15 protein-coding genes are annotated in these 19,666 nt (G+C 66.1%); 9 read left to right on the top strand and 6 right to left on the bottom strand.

Annotated features, from left to right (window positions below; translation table 11 throughout):
* The first annotated feature begins 8 nt into the window (after positions 1-8).
* The 3 genes from carB (at position 9) to CEK29_RS17855 (ending at position 5,074) form a co-directional block, all read left to right on the top strand.
* Positions 9-3,242 carry a carbamoyl-phosphate synthase large subunit gene (gene carB / locus CEK29_RS17865; protein WP_094802739.1) on the top strand — a complete coding sequence of 1,078 codons (3,234 nt, stop codon included), beginning with the start codon at positions 9-11 and terminating at the stop codon, positions 3,240-3,242.
* Positions 3,243-3,307: 65 nt separating this feature from the next.
* On the top strand, positions 3,308-4,204 hold the full coding sequence (gene lpxO, locus CEK29_RS17860) for a lipid A hydroxylase LpxO (protein WP_094802737.1): 897 nt from the start codon (positions 3,308-3,310) through the stop codon (positions 4,202-4,204).
* Between the two features lie 102 nt (positions 4,205-4,306).
* Positions 4,307-5,074: an SDR family oxidoreductase gene (locus tag CEK29_RS17855; RefSeq protein WP_094858948.1), complete on the top strand. Its 768-nt coding sequence runs from the start codon at positions 4,307-4,309 to the stop codon at positions 5,072-5,074.
* Between the two features lie 87 nt (positions 5,075-5,161).
* Here the strand turns inward: CEK29_RS17855 and CEK29_RS17850 are convergent, their stop codons facing one another.
* The 5 genes from CEK29_RS17850 to CEK29_RS17830 form a co-directional block, all read right to left on the bottom strand.
* Positions 5,162-5,803 carry a histidine phosphatase family protein gene (locus tag CEK29_RS17850; RefSeq protein WP_094858859.1) on the bottom strand — a complete coding sequence of 214 codons (642 nt, stop codon included), beginning with the start codon at positions 5,801-5,803 and terminating at the stop codon, positions 5,162-5,164.
* Complete coding sequence (locus CEK29_RS17845; RefSeq protein ID WP_094802733.1) at positions 5,796-6,713, bottom strand: LysR family transcriptional regulator; 918 nt, start codon at positions 6,711-6,713, stop codon at positions 5,796-5,798. Before CEK29_RS17845 ends, CEK29_RS17850 begins: the two co-directional genes overlap by 8 nt.
* 55 nt (positions 6,714-6,768) lie before the next feature.
* On the bottom strand, positions 6,769-7,854 hold the full coding sequence (locus tag CEK29_RS17840) for an ABC transporter ATP-binding protein (protein WP_094802731.1): 1,086 nt from the start codon (positions 7,852-7,854) through the stop codon (positions 6,769-6,771).
* Positions 7,851-9,560: an ABC transporter permease gene (locus CEK29_RS17835; RefSeq protein ID WP_094802729.1), complete on the bottom strand. Its 1,710-nt coding sequence runs from the start codon at positions 9,558-9,560 to the stop codon at positions 7,851-7,853. The genes CEK29_RS17840 and CEK29_RS17835 overlap by 4 nt, the downstream gene beginning before the upstream one ends.
* 92 nt (positions 9,561-9,652) lie before the next feature.
* Entirely contained in the window at positions 9,653-10,975 is a 1,323-nt protein-coding gene (locus tag CEK29_RS17830; RefSeq protein ID WP_094858858.1) for an ABC transporter substrate-binding protein, read from the bottom strand.
* Between the two features lie 185 nt (positions 10,976-11,160).
* Between CEK29_RS17830 and CEK29_RS17825 the strand changes: the two genes are divergently transcribed.
* Both CEK29_RS17825 and greA read left to right on the top strand, forming a co-directional pair.
* Positions 11,161-12,486, top strand: a complete 1,326-nt coding sequence (locus CEK29_RS17825) for a solute carrier family 23 protein (protein ID WP_094858857.1) — start codon at positions 11,161-11,163, stop codon at positions 12,484-12,486.
* A gap of 378 nt (positions 12,487-12,864) precedes the next feature.
* Positions 12,865-13,341 carry a transcription elongation factor GreA gene (gene greA / locus CEK29_RS17820; RefSeq protein ID WP_094802723.1) on the top strand — a complete coding sequence of 159 codons (477 nt, stop codon included), beginning with the start codon at positions 12,865-12,867 and terminating at the stop codon, positions 13,339-13,341.
* Positions 13,342-13,817: 476 nt separating this feature from the next.
* Here greA and CEK29_RS17815 read toward each other — a convergent pair whose 3' ends face one another.
* Positions 13,818-14,435, bottom strand: a complete 618-nt coding sequence (locus tag CEK29_RS17815; RefSeq protein ID WP_094858856.1) for a YhbY family RNA-binding protein — start codon at positions 14,433-14,435, stop codon at positions 13,818-13,820.
* An 18-nt stretch (positions 14,436-14,453) separates the two neighbouring features.
* Here CEK29_RS17815 and CEK29_RS17810 point away from each other — a divergent pair, with 18 nt between their 5' ends.
* From CEK29_RS17810 to glmM, 4 genes are all read left to right on the top strand, one after another.
* Positions 14,454-15,086 (top strand): RlmE family RNA methyltransferase, encoded by a 633-nt coding sequence (locus CEK29_RS17810; RefSeq protein WP_094802719.1) that lies wholly within the window; start codon positions 14,454-14,456, stop codon positions 15,084-15,086.
* A 279-nt stretch (positions 15,087-15,365) separates the two neighbouring features.
* Positions 15,366-17,249 carry an ATP-dependent zinc metalloprotease FtsH gene (ftsH, locus tag CEK29_RS17805; RefSeq protein ID WP_094802717.1) on the top strand — a complete coding sequence of 628 codons (1,884 nt, stop codon included), beginning with the start codon at positions 15,366-15,368 and terminating at the stop codon, positions 17,247-17,249.
* A 39-nt stretch (positions 17,250-17,288) separates the two neighbouring features.
* Positions 17,289-18,131 carry a dihydropteroate synthase gene (gene folP, locus CEK29_RS17800; RefSeq protein ID WP_094802715.1) on the top strand — a complete coding sequence of 281 codons (843 nt, stop codon included), beginning with the start codon at positions 17,289-17,291 and terminating at the stop codon, positions 18,129-18,131.
* Complete coding sequence (gene glmM / locus CEK29_RS17795) at positions 18,128-19,474, top strand: phosphoglucosamine mutase (RefSeq protein ID WP_094802713.1); 1,347 nt, start codon at positions 18,128-18,130, stop codon at positions 19,472-19,474. Before folP ends, glmM begins: the two co-directional genes overlap by 4 nt.
* Positions 19,475-19,666: the final 192 nt, after the last annotated feature.

The following is a 19,666-nucleotide window of genomic DNA, read 5'->3' as shown; positions in this document are numbered from 1 at the left end:
ATTCCACCATGCCCAAGCGTACAGACATAAAGAGCATCCTCATCATCGGCGCCGGCCCGATCATCATCGGGCAGGCCTGCGAGTTCGACTATTCGGGCGCGCAGGCGTGCAAGGCGCTCAAGGCCGAGGGCTATCGCACCATTCTGGTCAACAGCAATCCGGCCACCATCATGACCGACCCGGAGACGGCCGATGTCACGTACATCGAGCCCATCACCTGGCAGGCGGTCGAGAAGATCATCGAGCGCGAGAAGCCCGATGCGCTGCTGCCCACGATGGGCGGCCAGACCGCGCTGAACTGCGCGCTCGACCTGGCCCACAACGGCGTGCTGGCCAAGCACAACGTCGAACTGATCGGCGCCAACGAGCATGCCATCGAGAAGGCCGAAGACCGCCAGAAGTTCAAGCAGGCCATGACCGACATCGGTCTCGAGTCGGCCAAGTCCGGCGTGGCGCACAGCATGGACGAAGCCTGGGAAGTGCAGCGCCGCATCGCGGCCGAAGTCGGCACCTCCGGCTTCCCGGCGGTGATCCGCCCCAGCTTCACGATGGGCGGTTCGGGCGGCGGTATCGCCTACAACGCCGAAGAATTCGAAACCATCTGCCGCCGCGGCCTCGAGGCTTCGCCGACCAGCGAACTGCTGATCGAAGAATCGCTGCTGGGCTGGAAGGAATTCGAGATGGAAGTGGTCCGCGACAAGGCGGACAACTGCATCATCGTCTGCTCGATCGAAAACCTCGATCCGATGGGCGTGCACACCGGTGACTCGATCACCGTGGCGCCGGCCCAGACGCTGACGGACAAGGAATACCAGATCATGCGTGACGCCTCCATCGCGGTGCTCCGCGAGATCGGCGTCGACACCGGCGGCTCGAACGTGCAGTTCGCGGTCAATCCGCAGAACGGCCGCATGATCGTCATCGAAATGAACCCGCGCGTGTCGCGTTCGTCGGCGCTGGCCTCCAAGGCCACCGGCTTCCCGATCGCCAAGGTCGCCGCGCGTCTGGCCGTGGGCTACACGCTCGACGAGCTCAAGAACGAAATCACCGGCGGCGCGACCCCGGCCTCGTTCGAGCCCACGATCGACTACGTCGTCACCAAGGTGCCGCGTTTCGCCTTCGAAAAATTCCCGCAGGCCGATGCGCGCCTGACCACCCAGATGAAGTCGGTGGGCGAAGTGATGGCGATCGGCCGCACGTTCCAGGAATCCTTCCAGAAGGCCCTGCGTGGCCTCGAGGTCGGCGTCGACGGCCTCAACCAGAAAACCACCGATCGCGAAAAGCTGCAGGTCGAACTGGGCGAGCCCGGTCCCGAGCGCATCTGGTACGTGGGCGATGCCTTCGCCCAGGGCTTCTCGCTCGACGAAGTGCACAACATCACGCACATCGATCCGTGGTTCCTGGCTCAGATCAAGGAAATCGTCGACATCGAGCTCGCGCTCGAACAAAAGACGCTGGCCGATCTCGACTACGCCACGCTGTTCGAACTCAAGCGCCGCGGCTTCTCCGATCGCCGTCTGGCCTTCCTGCTCGACTCGTCCGAGTCCGAAGTGCGCAAGCTGCGTCATCAGCTCAACGTGCGCCCGGTCTATAAGCGCGTCGACACCTGCGCCGCCGAGTTCGCCACCCGCACGGCGTACATGTACTCGACCTACGAGGAAGAGTGCGAGTCGCAGCCGACCGATCGCAAGAAGATCATCGTGCTGGGCGGTGGTCCCAACCGCATCGGCCAGGGCATCGAGTTCGACTACTGCTGCGTCCACGCCGCGCTGGCGCTGCGCGAAGATGGTTACGAAACCATCATGGTCAACTGCAACCCCGAAACGGTTTCCACCGACTACGACACCTCCGACCGCCTGTACTTCGAGCCGCTCACGCTCGAAGACGTGCTCGAGATCGTCCACAAGGAAAACCCCGCCGGCATGATCGTGCAGTACGGTGGCCAGACCCCGCTGAAGCTCGCGCGCGCCCTCGAGGCCAACGGCGTGCCCATCATCGGTACCAGCCCCGAATCGATCGACGTCGCCGAAGACCGCGAGCGCTTCCAGAAGCTGCTCAACAAGCTCGGCCTGCGCCAGCCGCCCAACCGCACGGCCCGTACCGAAGGCGAAGCCCTCGCGCACGCCGCCGAGATCGGCTACCCGCTGGTGGTGCGTCCGAGCTACGTGCTCGGCGGCCGCGCCATGGAAATCGTGCACGAACAGCAAGACCTCGAGCGCTACATGCGCGAAGCGGTCAAGGTGAGCAATGACTCGCCCGTGCTGCTCGACCGCTTCCTGAACGACGCCACCGAAGTCGACGTCGACTGCCTGTCCGACGGCGAAACCGTCTTCATCGGCGGCGTCATGGAACACATCGAGCAGGCTGGCGTGCACTCGGGCGACTCCGCCTGCAGCCTGCCGCCGTACTCGCTGTCGGCCGAGGTCATCGCCGAGATCAAGCGCCAGACCGCCACCATGGCCAAGGCGCTCAACGTCTCCGGCCTGATGAACGTGCAGTTCGCCATCCAGGGCGGCGACGTCTACGTGCTCGAAGTCAATCCGCGCGCCTCGCGCACGGTGCCTTACGTGTCCAAGGCCACCGGCCTGCAGCTCGCCAAGATCGCCGCGCGCGCCATGGCCGGCCGCACGCTGGCCGACCAGGGCATCACCAAGGAAGTCGTGCCCTCGTACTTCTCGGTCAAGGAAGCCGTGTTCCCGTTCGTCAAATTCCCGGGCGTGGACACGATCCTCGGCCCCGAGATGAAGTCGACCGGTGAAGTCATGGGCGTGGGCCAGAGCTTCGGCGAGGCCTTCGTGAAGTCGCAACTCGCGGCCGGCGTGCGCCTGCCCGAGGGTGGCACCGTGTTCATCAGCGTGAAAAACCAGGACAAGCCCCGCGCCGTCGAAGTGGCCCGCGGTCTGTTCAACCTGGGCTTCTCGCTGGTCGCCACGCGTGGCACCGCGGCCGAGATCCAGGCTGCCGGCATCCCGGTGCAGGTCGTCAACAAGGTCACCGAAGGCCGTCCGCACATCGTCGACATGGTCAAGAACGGCGAGATCTCGCTGGTGATCAACACGGTCGAAGAGCGCCGCAACGCCATCGTCGACTCGCGCACGATCCGTACGCAGGCGCTGGCCAACCGCGTGACGTTCTTCACCACGATCGCCGGTGCCCGCGCCGCGGTCGAGGGCATGCAATACCTGCGCCAGGGCCTCGGCCTGCAGGTGTATCCTTTGCAGGAGTTGCACGCCGCGCTCTAAGGCGTGATGCAGGACCACCCCGGGTGCGTGCGCTCACGCACCCGGGACATTCGGAGACTCATCCCATGAAGTGGATCATTCTCGCGATTTTCGTTGCCACCGCAGTGGTGGTGCATTACCGCGGACGCGTGCGCCATCGGTTCGCGCGCCAGGCGTTGGATCACTCCACCTTCACCGCCCCGCTCAACGTCTTCATGTACGCCTTCTCTGGCGTGCCCAATCAGCCTTATCTCGATCTGCAGTCGTTTCCGCAACTCAAGGTGTTGCAGGAGCGCTGGGAAGAGATTCGCGCCGAGGCCGAGCAGTTGTTCGGTGATGGCCACATCAAGGCCTCGGGCAAGTACGACGACGCCGGCTTCAATTCCTTCTTCAAGAGCGGCTGGAAGCGGTTCTACCTGAGCTGGTACGACCAGGCCCATCCCTCGGCCAAGGCGCTCTGTCCGGTCACCACCGAGCTGGTCAGCCAGATCCCCGGCATCAAGGCCGCGATGTTCGCGGCGCTGCCCCCGGGCAGCCGCCTGCCGCGTCACCGCGACCCCTATGCCGGTTCGCTGCGCTATCACATGGGCCTCATCACCCCGAACAGCCCGGACTGCTACATCAACGTCGACGGCCAGGACTACTACTGGCGCGACGGCGAAGCGGTGATGTTCGACGAGACCTACATTCATTACGCCGAGAACAAAACCGACCAGAACCGCATCATTCTGTTTGCCGACATCGAGCGGCCGATGCGATATCGCTGGGCCCAGGCCATCAACGCGTTTTTCGGCAAGCTGCTGCTGAAGGCGGCCGCCTCGCCCAACCAGGACGGCGATCGCACCGGCGGCATCAACCGCATCTTCGGCACGGTCTATGCCGTGCGGCGCTTCGGCAAGCGCCTCAAGAAGAAAAGCAAGCCGCTGTACTATGCGTCGAAGTGGTTGCTGGTCATCGGCATCTTCGCGCTGATCTTTTTCTGATCGGGCGCCTGCCCGGCCGGTGCGCGCCCGCCACGGAGGCCTCCGTCGCGGGCGTTTTCATTGTCGTGTCCTTCAGGAGTGCTCCGGCCCATGCCGCATCCCGTGCAGAATGTCTTCATCACCGGCGCCAGCAGCGGTCTGGGCGTGGCCCTGGCGGAACGCTATGCCGCCGCGGGTGCCCGGCTGGCGTTGGTCGGCCGGCGCGGAGAGGCCCTGCGCGCGCTGGCCGATCGGCTGCCCGGAGACCATCGTTGCTACGCGCTCGACGTGCGTGATCGCGCCGCCCTGCATGCGGCGGCGCACGATTTCATCGGGGTGTGCGAAGGCCGGGTGGACGTGGTCATCGCCAGCGCGGGCATCAGCGCCGGCACCGTCACGGGCGAGGCCGATGACTACACCGTGTTCAAGGCCATCTTCGACACCAATGTGCTGGCCATGTTCGCGACCTTCGAGCCGTTTGTCGAACTCATGCGCGAGCGGGGGGCCGGCCGGTTGGTGGGGATCGCCAGCGTGGCGGGGATCCGGGGGCTGCCGGGCGCCGGTGGCTACAGCGCGTCGAAATCGGCGGTGGTGAGTTATTGCGAAAGCCTGCGGCTCGAGCTGTCGGGATCGGGCGTGGAGGTGGTCACGATCGCGCCGGGCTACATCAAGACGGCCATGACGGCCAAGAATCCCTATCGCATGCCGTTTCTGATGCCGGCGGAGCGCTTCGCCGAACGGGCCTACGAGGCCATCGAGCAAGGCGTGTCGTACACGGTGATTCCGTGGCAGATGGGCATCGTGGCAAAGCTCATGCGCCTGCTGCCCAATGCGCTGTACGACAGGCTCGCCCGCAACGCGCCGCGCAAGCCCCGGCACGGCGCCGACTGAGCCGCGGCCCGCGTGCGGGCCACGAGCCGCCGCACGTCGGTGGCGCCGCAGCGGTCGGACCTGCCCAGGCGAGACAGCGGGACAGGCTCAGGGCGTGACGTCGTCGCCCACTTCGTCAAGCACGTGGCTCACGTCGCCCCAGTCGATCACGCGCCACTGACGCGGCGCCACCTCGACCCGATTGATGCTGACATTCAGCAGCGCCGCGTCGCGCGGGCCATTGAGCGGCACGCCGCTGGCGTGGCGCCAGATGATGTCCAGCACGCCGCCATGCGTGAACGCGAGAATGCGTTCGCCTTCGTGACGCGCGGCGATGTCTTCGACGGTGGCGATGATGCGCGACTGGAACTGGCCGAGCGTTTCGCCGCCTTCGAGGGCGCGCAGGGGATCGCGGCTCTTCCAGGCCGCGGCGGCCTCGGGTGCCTTGGTGTCGAGCGAGTCGTAGTCCAGGCCTTCGAGCACGCCGAAGCCGCGTTCGCGCAGCCCGGGCTCGGTGCGCACGCGCAGATCGAGCACCGCGCTGACCGGTTCGGCGGTGTGCAGCGCGCGCTGCAGATCGCTGCTGTAGATGGCCGCGAAGCGCGTGTCGTCGAGCTGGCGCATGCGATGGGCCAGCAGGCCGGCCTGGTTGCGGCCGTTGTCGTTCAGCGGGATGTCCTGCCAGCCCTGCAGGCGGCGCTGGTGATTCCAGTCGGTTTCGCCGTGGCGGATGAACCAGATTTCAGTCATGAGATGCGAGAGCCAGTGCGGAAGCCGGTCCCGGCTTCCAGATTTTGCGGATCATGGAGCTTAACGCCACCATCAAGGCTTCGCCAGCCCGTTCCGGCGGCACGATGAAGCCCAGGGTCGCGTCGGCGCGCGCCTGGCCCCAGACGATGAACTCGCGCGAGGCGGCGCCCGCCAGCGCGGTTTCTTCGCGCAGCAGCGCGCACCCGGCGCCGGCGCGCACGAGCGCGTCGATGTTGGCCTGGTCGTCGTTCTGCATCACGACGCGCGGCGTCAGCCCATGGCGCTCGAACATATCGCGCAGCAGCAGATGCGTGTGGCTGCCCGCCGGGCCGTCGAGCCAGGGCAGCTGCGCGATATCGCGCCAGCCCGCGCGCTTGAGCGTGTCGCCCAGCGCGTTGGGCAGCGCGATGCGATAGCGCACGCTGCGCAGCGCCAGCCATTGCACGCCTCGCGGCGGATTGGCCACGATGGCGAAGGCGGCCGCGAGCTTGCCCGTGCCGACCTGCTCGAGCAGTTGCGCCGCGGGCAGGACGTGGGTCTTGAGCTCGACCAGGGGCAGGCGCTGCGTCAGCGCGGCGGCCAGCTCTCCCAGCCGCAGAAAGTCGGGCTGCTCGCTCGGCACGCCCAGGTCCACCGCGCCCTGCAGCGCGCCCTGCATCTGTTGCGCTTCGGACTTGAGCTGTCCGCCCAATACGAGCAGGGATTCGGCGGTGGGCAGCAGCAGCTCGCCCGACTTCGACAGTGTCATGCGCCCGGCCGCGCGCTCGAAGAGCGCCACGCCCAGGCTCTGCTCCAGGGCCTTGATCTGCGCCGTGACGGCGGGCTGGGTCAGCGACAGGGCCTCGGCCGCGCGCGTGAGGTTGCCCAGCCGCGCGACGGTCACGAAAGCCCGGATCTGATAGATTTCCATGGCGTAAGGGTAGGGTCGACCCGTTGCGTGCGCAACGGGTCTTACCCCGAGGACATCAGGCCGCGAGCAGGCGGATCTGCGTGGGCTCCAGGCCCACCGATACCGGCGCGCCGACCGGGAACGGCGAGAGCCCGGCCAGATGCGTCTGGTCCGCCGTCAGGCGTTGCTCGCCCACCTGTACCTGATAGCGCGTGAACTCGCCCAGGAACTCGCTGGCCTCCACCACGCCGGGCAGCCACACGTAGCGCGCGTCGCCCAGGCCGTCGGCCATCTCGATCTGCACGGTGTGGGGCCGGAAGCTGGCCGCCAGTCGCGGCGCATCCGGAATCTCGCCCGCGACCGGCAGATGCAGTTCGCCCACGCCCTCGACGCTGAGCAGCACGCCGCCGCGTCCGCGCTCGCGCACCGCGCCCTCGAGCACATTCATCGTGCCCACGAAGTTCGCCACGAAGCGATTCACCGGATAGTCGAACAGGGTGGTGGGCGAGCCGATCTGCTGCACGACGCCGTGATCCAGCACGGCCATGCGGTCGGCCGTGGTCATGGCCTCCTCCTGATCGTGCGTCACGAAGATCGTGGTGATGCCGAGACGACGCTGCAGCGACAGCAGGTCCTGGCGCATCTGCACGCGCAACTTCTTGTCGAGGTTGGAGAGCGGCTCGTCGAGCAGCAAGACCTGCGGCTCGATCACGATGGTGCGCGCGAGCGCCACGCGCTGCTGCTGCCCGCCCGAGAGCTGGTTGGGCCGGCGTTTGCCGAACGCCGACAGGCCGACCAGATCGAGCGCGGCCTGCACCTTGGCGCGGATTTCCTCGCGGGGCAGCTTGCGCTCGACCAGCCCGAAGGCCACGTTGTCCCACACCGTCATGTGCGGCCACAGGGCATAGTTCTGGAACACCATGCCGATGTTGCGCTTCCAGGGCGGGGTGCCCGAGACGTCGCGGCCATCGATCAGCAGCTCGCCGTGGCTGTGCTGATTGAAGCCGGCGATCAGGCGCAGCAACGTGGACTTGCCCGAGCCCGAGGGGCCGAGCAGGGCGAAGAACTCACCCGGCTCGATGTCGATGTTCACATCCTTCAGCACTTCGTTCTTGCCGTAGGAGAGCCGGATATTGCGGCATTGGACGCTGACTTTCTTCATGCGGATTCCTCGTTGCGTGCGGGGCGCTGCCGGACGGAGGCGCGCTCGACCAGGAGATGCGAGATATAGGTGCCGATGCCGACCGCCACGACGGCCAGAACACCGAGGGCGGCGCCGGGCCCGCGGCCCGCGGCGCTCTGCATATAGAGATAGATGCCGTAGCTCATGGGAGCCTGGCTGTCGCGCGTGACGAGCATGATGGTGGCCGACAGCTCCACGGCCGCGGTCACGAAGCTCGTGACGAAGCCGGCCAGCATGCCGCCCGCCATGAGCGGAATCACGACCCGCCGGATCGTGCTCATCCGGTTCGCCCCGAGCGACTGGGCGGCTTCCTCGAGCGACACGTTGATCTGCTGCAGCGCGGCCACGCACGACCGCAGCGCATACGGCAGTCGCCTGACCGAGTACGCGATCATGATCACGATCCACGACGAGGTGAGCAGCGTGCCGGTGCCCGGGATCTCCACGCCGCGGAAGGTGCGCAGGAAGCCGATCGCCAGCACGATGCCTGGGATCGCCAGTGCGGCGGATGCGAGGAAGTCCAGCCATTGGCGCGCGGGCAGCCGCGTGCGCAGCATCAGGTAGGCGATCGCGGTGCCCAGGATGACGTCGATGCCGGCGGCCAGGCCGCAATAGAGCAGGGTGTTGCCGATCATGCCCTGCGACTCGCTGAACACGGCCGTGTAGTGAGCCAGCGTGTAGCCGTCGGGCAGCGGAGCAAAGCTCCACACGCTCGCCAGCGACAGCAGCAGCACGCCAAGGTGGGGCGACAGCACGAGCAGCAGAACGAGGCCGATCCAGCCATAGGCCAGCACCGACTCCGCGGGGCGCAGCTTGCGCTTCTGGATCGACGAGCCGCCTTTCTGCAGCGTGGAGTAGTCTTTGCCGCGCAGGACGCGGGCGGACAGCCACAGCGCCAGAATCGAGAACGCGATCATGATCACGCTGATCACGTAGCCCAGCGGATCCTCCAGCCCGACCTGCGTGATGCGCAGATAGGCTTGCGGCGCCAGCATGTTGGTGGTGCCCAGTACCAGCGGCGTGCCCAGATCGTCGAACACCTTCACGAACACCAGCGAGGTGCCCGCCACATAACCGGGCAGTGCCAGCGGGAAGATGACCCGTCGGAACAGACGAAAGCCGCGCGATCCCAGATTGAACGCCGCCTCTTCCATCGAGCCGTCGATATTGCGCAGCGCCACCACCAGGTTCATCAGGATGAACGGGAAGTAATGCAGCGCTTCGACGAAGATCACGCCGTTCAGGCCATCCATGAACGGAATCGTGAAGCCGAACCACTCATCGAGCAGCAGGTTGACCGTGCCCGAACGGCCGAACAACAACTGCATCGCGACCGCGCCGACGAAGGGCGGCATGATGAGCGGCAGCACGCCGAGGGTCTGGATCAGCAGCGCGCCGCGGAAGTCGAAGCGCACGGTGAAGTACGCGAGCGGCACCGCGATCAGCGAGGCCAGCAGTGCCGACCACCCGGCCACATACAGGCTGTTGAAGAACGCCTCGCGCATCAGCGGCTGCGCCGCGAAGGCGCCGAAGTGCCCGAGCGTGAAGCTGCCGTCGGCGTTGACGAAGGCACTGTAGAAAACGGTGCCCACCGGGAACACCAGGAACAGGCCGAGAAACCCCAGCACCAGCAAGGCGGCGAACAGGGGACCGGCAGGCAAGCGGGAAGAGCCCGATAGCATCATGGACCATCCAGGAAAAAAACGGGAAAGAGTAGGGGGAGCGGGCGGCCAGAAACCTGGCCGGCCGCTCCAAGCCGGTCGTTACCGGCCCTCGATCAGAGCGCGGCGGCTTGGCGGGCCAGCTTCACCGCTTCTTCATAGTTGGCGCGGGCCTTGCCGTTCCATTCGCCTTCCATCTGCGTGATCTGCTGGTTCACCGCGGCATCTTTCTTGTTGCCGGCGAAGATCTTCAGGAACGCGGGATCGGCGGCGCGCTTGCCGTCGACCAGCGGTGCCCAGGTGAGTTTGCGCGCCTGCGCCAGCAGCTCGGCCGGCTTGCCGCTCTTGGCCTTGTCGCCCAGCTTGGCTTCCGCCTCGTAGATGGCGCGCGTGGCCGCCTGCAGCTCCTTCAGGCGGAACGTGATGGTCTGGTCGTACAGGCTCTGCACCACGTAATAGCGCGACTGCGACAGGTCGGCGTCGAAGTGCACCTTGCTGCGCTTGGCGATCTCGGCCGGATCCGGGTAGCCCTCCGGAATCTTGCCCTTCATCTGGTCGTAGGGCAGCACGGGCAGGCGCGAGATCTTGGGTTCGAGCAGCAGCTCCTGACCGGCTTCGCTCAGCGTGAAGGCGATGAACTTCTTGCCTTCCTCGCTATTCTTCGCGCCGTCGATCAGCGCGATGTTGGCCGGCACGATCGCGGTCTCGGAGGGATACACGAACTCCACGGGGAACTTCGAATACTTGCTCGACAGGCCGAAGAAGTCGATCACCGGGCCGGCGGCAAACTGGCCGTTGTTCACGCCATCGGGCACGCCGAACGAGCGTTCGGTGACCGCGCTGGCGTTGCCCGACATGCGCAGCAAGGTCTGCCACCCTTCGTCCCAGCCCTCGCCCTGCAGAATGGTCTCGACCGTGAGGTGCATCGTGCCGGAGCGCGACGGCGCCGTGATGCCGACGTGGCCGAACCATTGCGGCGCGAGCAGATCCTTCCACTCGACCGGCGGCGTCAGCTTGTGCGCCTTGATATAGCGGGTGTTGTACATGATGCCGTAGCCGGCCAGGGCCTGGCCCATGTACATGCCCGAGGGGTCGTTGATCGGGTAGCTGCCGATCTTGTCCGGCACATTCTTGTTCAGCGCGTCCGGCGCCTTGGCGAGCAGCTTGTCGCGGTTCAGCACCTCGAACGCGTCGGGCGCGCTGGCCCAGAACACTTCCGGGCGCTGGCCGGCGGGCGTCTCGCGCACGAACGCGATGCCCGCGACGGTGTTCTTGTTGAGGATTTCCAGCGTGATGCCGGGATTGGCCTTCTCGAAGGCCGTTTTGTAGGCCTGGGTCAGGTCCTTGGGAAAGGACGTGATCACCGTCACGGTGCCGGCCAGGGCCGGCCCGCAGGCGGCCAGCAACGCGGCTGCCAGCGTGGGACGCAGGATGCGCATGGTCTGTCTCCTCTTGTATTGGATTTGTAGGACGACCATAGACGCGCCCCCGCGGACCGTCCAATCACAAATTCTGATGTGCCCGATCATTGCGAACGCGCGCCCATCGGCATAAATCCCGTTGCAGGCTGTTTGCCGTGGCCCTTACACTTGCGCCCGCCTATCCCTTCCTGAGTGGAATTTCCATGTCCGACTCCTATTTCCCGCGCTGGCGTCAGGTCGACGACTCGGTCCCCGGCACCATCATCGCGCCCGACGAGCGCCTGTCCTGGCCCAAGAACGTGGCCATGGGCGCGCAGCACGTCGTCGCCATGTTCGGCTCCACCGTGCTCGCCCCGCTGCTGATGGGTTTCGACCCGAACGTGGCGATCCTGATGTCGGGCATCGGTACCCTGATCTTCTTCCTGTTCGTGGGCGGGCGCGTGCCCAGCTATCTCGGCTCGAGCTTTGCCTTCATCGGCGGCGTCGTCGCCGTCACGGGCTACGCCGGCTCGGGGCCCAACGCCAATATCGGCGTGGCGCTCGGCGCGATCATCGCCTGCGGTCTCGCTTACACGCTGATCGGCGTGCTGGTCTGGTTCGTCGGTGACCGACGCGGCGGCGGCGCGCGCTGGATCGAAGCGCTGATGCCTCCGGTCGTGACCGGCGCGGTCGTGGCCGTGATCGGGCTGAACCTGGCGCCGATCGCCGCCAAGGGGGCGATGGGCACGTCCACGTTCGATGCCACCATGGCCATCGTCACCATGTTCTGCGTGGGCGGGATTGCCGTGGCCACGCGCGGCATGGTGCAACGCCTGCTGATCCTGGTGGGCCTGATCCTGGCCTGCGTGATCTACGCGATCTGCGCCAACGGGCTGGGCCTGGGCAAGCCGATCGACTCTTCCGGCGTGGCCGCCGCGGCCTGGGTCGGTCTGCCGACCTTCGCCGCGCCGGTGTTCAAGGCCGAGGCCATGGGCCTCATCGTCCCGATCGCGATCATCCTGGTGGCCGAGAATCTCGGCCACGTAAAGGCCGTGAGCGCCATGACCGGCCGCGACATGGACCGCTACCTGGGCCGGGCCTTCGTGGGCGACGGCGTGGCGACCATGGTCTCCGGCGCCGTCGGCGGCACGGGCGTCACCACCTACGCCGAGAACATCGGCGTCATGGCGGTCACGCGCATTTATTCCTCGCTGGTGTTCGTGCTGGCCGCGCTCATCGCCATCGTGCTGGGCTTCTCGCCCAAGTTCGGCGCGCTCATCCAGACCATCCCCGGTCCGGTGCTGGGCGGCATGTCGGTCGTGGTGTTCGGTCTGATTGCCATCGCCGGCGCGCGCATCTGGGTGGTCAACCAGGTCGACTTCGCCGATAACCGCAACCTGATCGTGGCGGCCGTCACGCTGGTGCTGGGCGCGGGCGATTTCACCCTCAAGATCGGCGACTTCCTGCTCGGTGGCATCGGGACCGCCACGTTCGGCGCCATCATCCTGTATGCGGTGCTGGGCCTGCTGCGCCGGCCCGCGCGCCGTTGAGGGTTCTGTGGCGATACGACGATAACGACGGCGAAATCATGCCGAAATAGGGTCGAAATCGCAGCAACATCGGCAGCCGGTGGGGCCACTTGCATTTTCTTTCGGCTTTGACCACAATGATGACTTGATTGCCCCGGTTCCGACCCGAGCCGGGGTTTTGTTTTGGTCGAAGCCTCGCCGCATCACGACGGCAGTGCCGGCCCAGGAGACAAAAAAGGGGAGCGTGGGCTCAGGCCCTCGAACTCTCCCGGGTCCCCCTTGCTCGCCTCGCCCGGCCGTGCCGTTTGCTCAAGCATCGGACGCGGGGGTGCAGCTCGGCCTAGACCTTCACCGAAGCGCTCCATCGGAGCGTTTTCATTTTTTTGTTTGGGAAACGACATGTCTGCCATTCCGTTGACAGTGCGCGGGGCCGAGCGCTTGCAGGCCGAGTTGCACCGCTTGAAAACCATCGAACGCCCGTCCGTGATCAATGCGATCGCCGAAGCGCGTGCGCAGGGTGATCTGTCGGAAAACGCCGAATACGACGCCGCCCGCGAGCGTCAGGGTTTCATCGAAGGCCGCATCGCCGAACTCGAGGGCACGCTCTCGAACGCCCACTTGATCGACCCCACGGCGCTGGACGCCGAAGGCCGTGCCGTGTTCGGCGCGACCGTCGACATCGAAGACCTGGATTCGGGCGACCGCCTGACCTACCAGATCGTCGGCGACGTCGAAGCCGATATCAAGTCCAACCTCATCTCCGTCTCGAGTCCCGTCGCGCGCGCGCTGATCGGCAAGAGCGAAGGCGATGTGGTCGAAGTGCAGGCCCCGTCGGGCGTGCGTGAGTACGAAGTCCTCGGCGTGCGTTACCTCTGACGCCGATTCCGCCCCCGCGGAGCCCGGCCGCAGTTTCCTGCGCGCCACGCAACGGCAGCCCGAGCGGCGCCGTCGATCCAGGCACCTGAGCGGTGCCGCCCTTTCCAGCCCGGCTAGTGGCCAGGAACGGGTGCAAAGCGTGGTTCCGAGCTCCAGGCCCAGGGTATGCCAGACGCAGGTCTGGTCGTCCCGATCCGGGTTGGGGGCGCGGTTTTATCTTCTTGGAAGTTTCCCTGCGAGTCCCGGCCGCGCGCCCGGGTGCCGTCCTTAAGGCTGGGCACCAGGTGCCGTCGTTATAGGCCGTGCACGACAGCTCGTGCCTGAGCGGCAGTGCGCCTTACAGGCCGTGCGTTACCGGCCCTGCCTTACGAGCGCACGCAAGCGTGCCATCTGCCTGGGCAGATCGCAAAGGACGGACAGGGGAAAAAAGAAAACGCAGCCGGCGCCGCATGAGCGGCGACGGCTGGTAGAGAGACTTACTTGCGGCCCGTGCGGGTCGTCTTGCGAACGGCGCCGGTGCGCACGCCGCCGCCCGAACGGGCACCGGCTCGTAGGCTGAGCGCGCTGCCGGCGCGGCGCGGCACACCGTGCGGCGTGGCGGCGGCCTTGCGGTTGCTCGGGCGGGCCGGACGGCCGTTTTCGTTGAGCAGCTCGCGCGCCTTCGAATGGCCCAGCTTGTCGGGCACGGCGGCCTCGGGCTTGCTGCGGGCGGGACGGCTCTTGGTGAGCGTCTTGCCTTCGGCGGCGAGCTTCTTGGGCGTGTGCGGCTCGGACGCGCGGCGCTTGGTGCCGGTGCTTTCCGATTCGGCTTGCGCGCGGGTATCGTGGCGGTAGAGGATGAACAGCTTGCCCAGGTGATGCACCGGGGCGCACGACAGCGTGTCGCAGATGGTCGCGAGCATGGCTTCGCGGGCCTCGCGGTCGTCGCCGCCAGCGCGAACCTTGATCAGTTCGTGGGCGTTGAGGGCGCGGTCGATTTCTTTGAGCACGGCCTCGGTCAGGCCGTTGTCACCGATGAGGACGACCGGGCGCAGGGCATGCGCGGCGGACCGCAGGTCGCCGCGTTCGCGAGAGGTGAGTTCTAATATAGGCATGCGTGGAATTGTACGGTAATGGCCAAGAATAAATTCTCCAAAGACTGGATTCACCAGCACATCAACGATCCTTATGTGAAGCTGGCGCAACAGAAGGGTTATCGCGCCCGGGCGGCGTTCAAGCTGATCGAGATCGTCGATGCCGAAAAGCTGCTGCGCCGCGGCGACGTCGTCGTAGATCTGGGGTCGGCCCCCGGTAGTTGGTCGCAGGTCGCGCGCGAGCGTCTGGCCGGACCCGGCGGCGTGGTCGACGGCCGCATCATCGCGCTCGACATGCTGCCGATGGAGCCGATCGCGGGCGTCGAGTTCTTCATCGGCGACTTCCGCGACGACGAAGTCCTGCACGAGCTCGAAACCCGCGTCGGATCGCAGGCGGTAGACCTTGTAATCTCCGACATGGCCCCCAACTTGTCCGGGGTAGGCTCTGCCGACTCGGCGCGCATTGCGCACTGTTGTGATCTGGCCCTTGAATTTGCCCGGTCGCACCTGAAGCCCAATGGCGCCCTGATCGTCAAAGCCTTCCATGGCAGCGGGTTTTCTCAGATCGTCCAGTCGTACAAGCAGGTGTTCAAGCGGGTCGTCGAGCGCAAGCCCAAGGCTTCGCGCGATCGGTCCTCCGAAACTTTCCTGGTGGCACGCGATCTGAAATAGCCGTTTTGTCGCAGTAACGCCCCGCAGTACCGTCCAAAGGGGGGGCGCCCGCCTTCTGCACGATCCGCTCTCACGGCCTGCGCCCTGGGCCGCAGACCGGCAAATGTCACTGGCAAATCCCTACGGCAAAAGTCTTACACCAAACGAAACCGTCCGGTCCCGGGCGGCGTCCCACGCGAACCGCTCTGACAGGGTAGAATGGGCCATTGACAAATTTGTTGGCTGGGTTTTCTCGCGGGAAGCCAGCCACCGGTCGGAATCGATAGCAGGAGATCGACCTTGAACAATTCGTTTTCTAAAGTCGCGGTCTGGATGGTGATCGCACTGGTCCTGTTCACGGTATTCAAGCAGTTTGATGGCCGTGCACAAAGCCAGGACGGTGTGTCGTACACCCAGTTCATGGACGACGCCAAGGCGGGTCGTATCCGCAAGGTCGATGTGCAGGGCGACGTGCTTTACGTCACGCCCGACTCCGGCCGCTCGTACACCCTGACGTCGCCCGGCGACCTCTGGATGGTGTCCGATCTGCTCAAGTACGGCGTGCAGGTCTCCGGCAAGGCGCGCGAAGAGCCGTCGCTGCTGATGAGCATCTTCGTGTCGTGGTTCCCGATGCTGCTGCTGATCGGCGTGTGGATCTTCTTCATGCGACAGATGCAGGGGGGAGGCCGTGGCGGCGCGTTCAGCTTCGGCAAGTCGCGCGCTCGCATGCTCGACGAAAACACCAATCAGGTCACCTTCGCCGACGTCGCCGGTTGCGACGAAGCCAAGGAAGACGTGCAGGAGCTGGTGGATTTCCTGCGCGACCCCAGCAAGTTCCAGAAGCTCGGCGGCCGCATTCCCCGCGGCGTGCTGATGGTCGGTTCGCCCGGTACCGGCAAGACCCTGCTCGCCAAGGCCATTGCCGGCGAAGCCAAGGTGCCGTTCTTCAGCATCTCGGGTTCCGACTTCGTTGAAATGTTCGTCGGCGTGGGCGCGGCCCGCGTGCGCGACATGTTCGAAAACGCCAAGAAGCACGCGCCTTGCATCATCTTCATCGACGAAATCGATGCGGTGGGCCGTCAGCGCGGCGCCGGTCTCGGCGGCGGCAACGACGAACGCGAGCAAACCCTCAACCAGATGCTGGTCGAGATGGACGGCTTCGAGTCGGGCCAGGGCGTGATCGTGATCGCGGCCACCAACCGTCCCGACGTGCTCGATCCCGCGCTGCTGCGTCCGGGCCGCTTCGACCGTCAGGTCGTGGTGCCGCTGCCCGACATCCGCGGCCGCGAGCAGATCCTCAAGGTGCACATGCGCAAGGTGCCCCTGTCGCCCAACGTCGACGCCACCATCCTGGCGCGCGGCACCCCGGGCTTCTCCGGCGCCGATCTGGCCAACCTGGTCAACGAAGCCGCGCTGTTCGCCGCCCGCCGCAATGGCCGCACGGTCGATATGTCCGACTTCGAAAAGGCCAAGGACAAGATCATCATGGGTGCGGAACGCCGCTCCATCGTGATGCCCGAAGAAGAGCGCAAGAACACCGCTTACCACGAGTCCGGCCATGCCATCGTGGCGCGCATGCTGCCCAAGACCGACCCCGTGCACAAGGTCACCATCATCCCGCGCGGTCGTGCGCTGGGCGTGACCATGCAGTTGCCCGAGGGTGACCGCTACAGCATGGACAAGGAGCGTCTGCTCAGCACCATCGCCGTGCTGTTCGGTGGCCGTATCGCCGAAGAGATCTTCATGAACCAGATGACGACCGGTGCCTCGAACGACTTCGAACGCGCCACCGCCATCGCTCGCGACATCGTGACCCGCTACGGCATGACCGACGAGCTGGGCCCGATGGTCTACGCCGAAAACGAAGGCGAAGTGTTCCTGGGCCGCAGCGTGACCAAAACCACGCATGTGTCCGAAGCCACGATGCAGAAGGTCGACAGCGCGATTCGTCACATCATCGACGAGCAGTACGGCGTAGCCCGCCGCATCCTCGAAGACAACCGTGACAAGGTCGAAGTCATGACCAGCGCGCTGCTCGAGTGGGAGACGATCGACGCCGACCAGATCGACGACATCATCTCGGGCCGCCCGCCGCGTCCCCCGAAGACCCCCCAAGGTCCGTCCGACACGCCGGATTCGCCCGCGTCGGGCGTGGCGTCGGGCAGCACGCCTGCCGCGGTCTGATCCCGATCAGACCGCCTTCGCGGCCCCACTTGCAGTTCCATGGCCAGTAACCTTCTTTGCGGGCGTTTCGAGTTGGATCTCGAACGCCCGCTTGTCATGGGCATCGTCAATTGCACGCCGGACTCGTTTTCCGATGCCGGTGAGCACCCCGATGCCGATGCCGCCATCGCGCACGCGCGTCAGCTCGTCGCCGAAGGCGCCCATATTCTCGACCTCGGTGGCGAATCCACCCGGCCGGGCGCCGATCCGGTGCCGGCCGACGAAGAGCTGCGCCGGCTGCTGCCGGTGATCGAGGCGATGCGCGACTGCGGCGTGCCGGTGTCGGTCGACACCTTCAAGCCCGAGGTCATGCGCGCCGTGCTCGACGCCGGCGCCGACATGATCAACGACATCTACGGCTTCCGGCAGCCCGGCGCCATCGAGGCGGTGGCGCAATCGCGCTGCGGCCTGTGTGTCATGCACATGAAGGGTGAGCCGCGCACCATGCAGACGGCGCCCGAGTACACCGACCTGATTGGCGAGATCGGCGTGTTCCTGGGATCCCGGGCGCAGCGTCTGCGCGCCGCCTGGGTCGACCCGAAGCGCATCGTGCTCGATCCCGGTTTCGGCTTCGGCAAGACGCAAGCCCAGAATTATGAATTGCTGCGCAGGCTTCCCAGCCTGCGGGCATCCGGATATCCGCTGTTGATCGGCGTTTCACGTAAATCCATGATCGGGGCGGCGACGGGCCGCCCGGTGGAGGAACGCCTGGCGGGAAGTATTGCCGCCGCCCTGGCAAGCGTGGCTCGGGGTGCCGCGATCGTGCGTGTGCACGACGTGGCGGCCACGGTAGATGCCCTGAAAGTGTGGCAGGCGGCCGAACAAGGAGGACTACCTTTATGAGTCAACGCAAGTATTTCGGCACCGACGGCGTGCGCGGCGAAGTGGGTGGGCAGGTCATCAATGCCGCCTTCGCCCTGCGCCTCGGCTATGCCGCGGGCCGGGTGCTCGCCAAGCGGCACGCGGGCAAAAGCACGACGGGTCGTCCGACGGTCGTGATCGGCAAGGACACGCGGATTTCCGGCTACATGCTGGAATCGGCGCTGGAAGCAGGGCTGTCGGCCGCGGGGATCGACGTGCTGCTGGCCGGCGTGATTCCGACGCCGGCGGTCGCCTACCTCACGCGCGCATTGCGTCTGGTGGCCGGCATCGTGATCAGCGCCTCGCACAATCCCTACCAAGACAACGGCATCAAGTTCTTCTCGGCCGAGGGCACCAAGCTGCCCGATGACGTCGAAGCAGAGATCGAGGCCGCGCTGGAAGGCGAAGTCGGCTGCGTCACGTCCGAGCATCTCGGCCGCGCCCGCCGCATGTCCGACTCCCAGGGCCGCTACATCGAATTCTGCAAGAGCACGGTGCCGCACACGCTCGACCTGGACGGTTTCCGTCTGGTGGTGGACGCGGCCAACGGCGCCGCGTATCACATCGCCGCGCATGTGTTCCGCGAACTCGGTGCCGAGGTTCACGCCATCGGCGTTTCGCCCGATGGCTTCAACATCAACAAGGGCGTGGGCGCCCTGCACCCCGAGGCGCTGGCCGCCGAGGTCCAGGCCCGCGGCGCGCAGCTGGGCATCGCGCTCGACGGCGACGCCGACCGTCTGCAGATGGTCGACAGCACCGGCCGCATCTACAACGGCGACGAGCTGCTGTACGCCATCGTGCGCGAGCGCATGCAGCGCACCACCGTCGAAGGCGTGGTGGGCACGCTCATGACCAATTACGGTTTCGAGCGCGCCATGGAAGAACTCGGCGTGGGCTTCGAGCGCGCCAACGTGGGCGACCGCTACGTGCTCGAGCAACTGCAGGCGCGAGGCTGGCTGTTCGGCGGCGAGAGCTCCGGGCATCTGCTTTGCCTGGATTGCCACACCACGGGCGACGGCATCATCGCCGCGCTGCAGGTGCTGGCGGCGCTGCGCAAGAGCGGCCGCACGCTGGGCCAGTGGGTCGCCGAACTGCGTCTGTACCCGCAGGTCATGATCAACGTGCCGCTCAAGCCGGGCCAGGACTGGCAGTCGCACGAAGGTCTGGCGCAGGCCCGCAAAGAGGTCGAGGCCGAGCTCGCCGGCCGCGGCCGGGTGCTGATCCGGGCGTCGGGCACCGAGCCGAAGCTGCGGCTCATGGTCGAGGCCGAGGACGAGGCGCTGGCACAATCCAACGCCCAAAAGCTGGCCGATAGTCTGGCCTGAGCCTATCGTCCCCTAATTTGTCGGCTCGCCGGCAAATTGCCCGAAGGCCCGCCTCGCGCGGGCCTTCGGCATTCAGGCATGTGAAGTTATGCAAAGCGTCGTCGTTTTTTTGCGCCGCAACAAAGCGGCCGTCCGACGGCCGGCGTAAACTTCATGGTCACGTAACATATCGGTCAGATTACTGACATGACG

Source organism: Bordetella genomosp. 5 (assembly GCF_002261475.1).
Lineage (GTDB): Bacteria > Pseudomonadota > Gammaproteobacteria > Burkholderiales > Burkholderiaceae_B > Bordetella.
The sequence above is the reverse complement of the archived record's forward strand: the minus strand, read 5'-3'. Positions and strand labels throughout refer to the sequence as shown.